1 protein-coding gene and 1 pseudogene are annotated in these 3,718 nt (G+C 62.6%); both read right to left on the bottom strand.

Annotated elements, in window-relative coordinates; genetic code table 11:
* Positions 1–293, bottom strand: a pseudogene (locus EN879_RS27505) (type I secretion system permease/ATPase); the annotation flags it as partial.
* A 63-nt stretch (positions 294–356) separates the two neighbouring features.
* Positions 357–3,718: Ig-like domain-containing protein (locus tag EN879_RS39130; RefSeq protein WP_164774611.1), on the bottom strand; the 3,362-nt coding region annotated here is incomplete at its 5' end.

Genomic DNA, 3,718 nt, shown 5'->3' with positions numbered 1-3,718 from the left:
GCCAGGACTTTTGCCGACAGCAGCCGGTCGAGCCGCGCACTGGCACGCGTCAGGATGGAGGCGCGCACCAGGTCGAGGCCGGCCAGCGAAAGAAAGGCCGCCAGCAACACCAGGGTCAGCATCACCAGCGTGGTTTCGCTGCCGCTGGTAACGACCCTGTCGTAGATCTGCAGCATGTAGAGTGGGGACGCGAGATAGAGCAGATTGATGGCCAGGCTGAACGCCGCCGCTACCAGGAAATAGCGGCGGCAGGCCCGAAGCGCATCCTTCACAATTCGAGATTTGCTATCCACGTCCAGAACCCCACTCGATACGCATCAGGCCAGGTGGGCCGCCGCTGGCGGCGGCCTTTTGGTTCACACCACGAAGTCGCTTGAAATTGCTCCATTGCCAACGCCCGTCAGCGTGAATTCCGCCGGATTGTACGAAACGGCGGTATGGCCTTGGCCGTCATCGGCAAGCTTGAAGCCGTTCGCATCGTAGCTGCCGACCAGATGCAGCGCGGTACCGTGGGTGCCGTCCGAAACGGTCAGCGTTCCGCCGCTGCCATCCTGGTTTGCCTGGTAGACGGCCGTCGTTCCCGCGCCGAACAGGATGTCCTCGAGCTCAAGCCTGTCGTCATTGGTGATGCCGCCGATCCGCCCGCTGAAATCGAAGGAATCGTCGAGCTGCAGCGTGCCGGCCGCATCGTGCGCGAAGGTGACATCCGTCGACGAGGCGCTGCCGAACTCAAGCTTCGACAGGTTGCCGATCGTGGCATCGCCGTCGCCGGTGACCTGGCCATGGATGACTATGTCGCCGCCATTGGCCAACAGCATGCCGGAATTCGCCAGCCCGCCGGTGATCGTCAGTCCACCTGAACCGGTCGCCTCCAATGTTCCGGAGTTGGTGACGACGCTGCCCCCCGTATCGATGACCAGCGCATTCGCGCCGGAGGCGATAATGGTGCCCTGGTTGTCGAGGCTCAGCATCCCGCCGCCCAACTGGCCGGCGCCCGATATCGTGTTGTCGACATTGACCAGAGTGACGTCCGGCCCCGTGCCGGAGATCACGTTGGCGGCGCTGTCGGACAACAGTATCTGCCCGCCGCCCTGCAGGGTCACGCCATGCTGGATGATTTGCAGCAGCGTTTCACCGCCGGTCGAGTCCAGCGAGATGAGGCCGCTATTGTTGATCATGCCGCTCAGCGGCAGCAAGGCGCCGTCGCCGATCGTCATGGTGCCGGCATTGTTGACCACCGGCGTCTGGTCGAAGACGAAATTGCCTGCCGTCAGCGCGCCCGAGTGCACGCCATCCAGCGTGATCGACTGCCCATCGCCCAGCGTGATCACCGCGTTGCCGTGGGCATCGTCGGCGATATGGGTCTGCAGGTCGGCAAAGTCCGCCAGTCCGTTGTAGCCGATAAGGTCGATCTGGTCGGCCGCGGCGTCGAAATTGTGCACCGTGTCGGCACCGATCGGCTGCGAGAAGACGAAGAGGTCGTTGCCGCTGGACCCGGTCAGGTAGTCGTTTCCAGACAAAGCAAAGATGGGCGAACCCTTGGCATAGATTTCCACGTTGTCCGCGATGGTCATGGTCCCGGTGGTCCCGTCCTCGTTACTCCAGGTCCCGGTCACGTTGAGCACGTGTGCACCGGTATAGGTGACCGGCGTCGTGACGGTCAGGGCGGAAACATTCGTGGTTGTTGCGGTCCAAGAGCCGTCCGCGTTGCGGGTGCCCCCATCGATCGTCCATCCGTCGGGGACGTCACTAATCGTGAGCGTAATCGCGCCATCGTGGCCGGCTGGATCGGTAAGTCCCAAGTTCACAGCCTCTCCGGCAATGCCGGCGGGCGCTGTGACACCGATGGATTGGACAATGGTACTGCTGCCTGTCGTAGCGACCACAAAGAAGGTGTGGGCTCCGGTGTTGTTGCCCAGGTTGGTCTTAGCCCCGCTCCAGGTGCCATCGCCATTCAGCGTCACGGCAACTGCGTGGGTCGGATTGTCGACGTCCCAGTACGCGCGTATCGTCACACCGGTATTATAGTGCCCGGAAAGAGTGAAATTGCCGCTTTGCCCGTTTTCCTTCGTCGCTGCGTCAAAGGTAAAGCCCTCGAATACCGTGTCGTTGCCTCCGGAGCCTGTGTTCAGAGCTGCATCCGTATAGCTTCCCGAGCTCACTGAAACGGTCGCGTTTCCGACAAAAGTCGAAGATGCGGTGAACGTTGCGACATAGGTTTTGCCGGTTGGATCTGTGGCGTCTATGGTCGGCCCGCTGGTGATCGAGCCGCTGCCTGACGTCACAATGATGTCGGCCGCCGTGAAACCGGTAGGGACTTCGCTGAAGACAAACTTTACCTGTGATGTCCCGCCTGCCGGCAGGTCTGGGGCGATGATGTCGACCGAAACGGTCGGCGCCTTGGTATCGTAGGCCTGGGTGGCATTGACAGTGCCGGTCCCCGAATTGCCCGCCGTATCGGTGATGCCAACCTGGTTCACTGTTACACTGATCGTGCCGGCATCGACGTTGGCCGTCGGGGTCACGGTCAGGTTATATACGTTGCTGGTGCCGACTTGCGTCAGCGCACCGACCGTGCCGCCCGTTACCGTCACGTCCGCAATGGTCAGCGTGCTGCCAACGCTCTCGCTGGTGGTGAAGGTGTAGAGGACACTGCCACCGGCAATGTTGGCCGTCGCCGCCGGCTCGTCGTCGGTGATGATAACCGTCGGCGCCTTGGTGTCGTAAGCTTGCGTCGCCTGGATCGCCACCGTGTTGCCGTTGCTGGCTGCATCGTTGGCCGCGCCTGCCGCCACATCTACGGTGATGATACCGGCCTGCGTATTCGCGGTTGGGATCACATCCAAGGTGTAAACCGTGCTGCTCACCGCGGTGAACGTACCCTTGGTACCGCCTCCCACAACGATATCTGATGTAACAAATCCGGTGACAGGCTCGCTGAAGGTGAAGGTGTAGAGGACATTGCCACCGGCAATGTTGGCCGTCGCCGCCGGCTCGTCGTCGGTAATCGTCACGGTCGGCGCAGTTGCGTCGATGATCTGCGCCGTCGCCGTGCCGGTGCCGACCACCAGGTGTTCAAAGTTGCCGCCCAAGGTGCCGGTGATGGTCGCGGACAGGCTTGATGCGTTGGGGGTTGCGATCACCAGTGTGCCAACGGTCTGGCCGTTAGCGATGGTGATGTCGCCATGGTCGGTGTGGACCGTGGTGACGCCTTGCGAGGCGTTGCTCAACGTCGCCGTGAAGGTGACGTTGGTATCGTGATCCGTAACGTTCGACGTGCTGAGATTCACCGTCGCGTCGGTGGTGGTGTCGGTGACGTTGGCCGTCGCCGTGCCGGTGCCGATCACCAGGTGCTCGAAGTTGCCGCCCGCGGTGGCGGTGATGTTGGCGGTCAGGCTCGATGCGTCGTTGTAGACGTCCTCGCCATTGCCCGAGGCGATCGTCAGCGTGCCGGTGGTCTGGCCATCGGCGATGGTGATGTCGCCCTTGTCGGTGGTGATCGTGGTGACGCCATGCGAGGCGTCCGACAGCGTCGCCGTGAACACGTAGTTGGCGACCGCGCCCTCGGCGACCGTCGAGGCGCTCAGGTTGACCGTCGCGTCGGTGGTGGTGTCGGTGACGTTGGCCGTCGCCGTGCCGGTGCCGATCACCAGGTGCTCGAAGTTGCCGCCCGCGGTGGCGGTGATGTTGGCGGTCAGGCTCGATGCGTCGTTGTAGA

The sequence above is a fragment of the Mesorhizobium sp. M7A.F.Ca.AU.002.02.1.1 genome (assembly GCF_003998535.1).
GTDB classification, from domain to species: Bacteria; Pseudomonadota; Alphaproteobacteria; order Rhizobiales; family Rhizobiaceae; genus Mesorhizobium; species Mesorhizobium ciceri.
The sequence above is the reverse complement of the archived record's forward strand: the minus strand, read 5'-3'. Positions and strand labels throughout refer to the sequence as shown.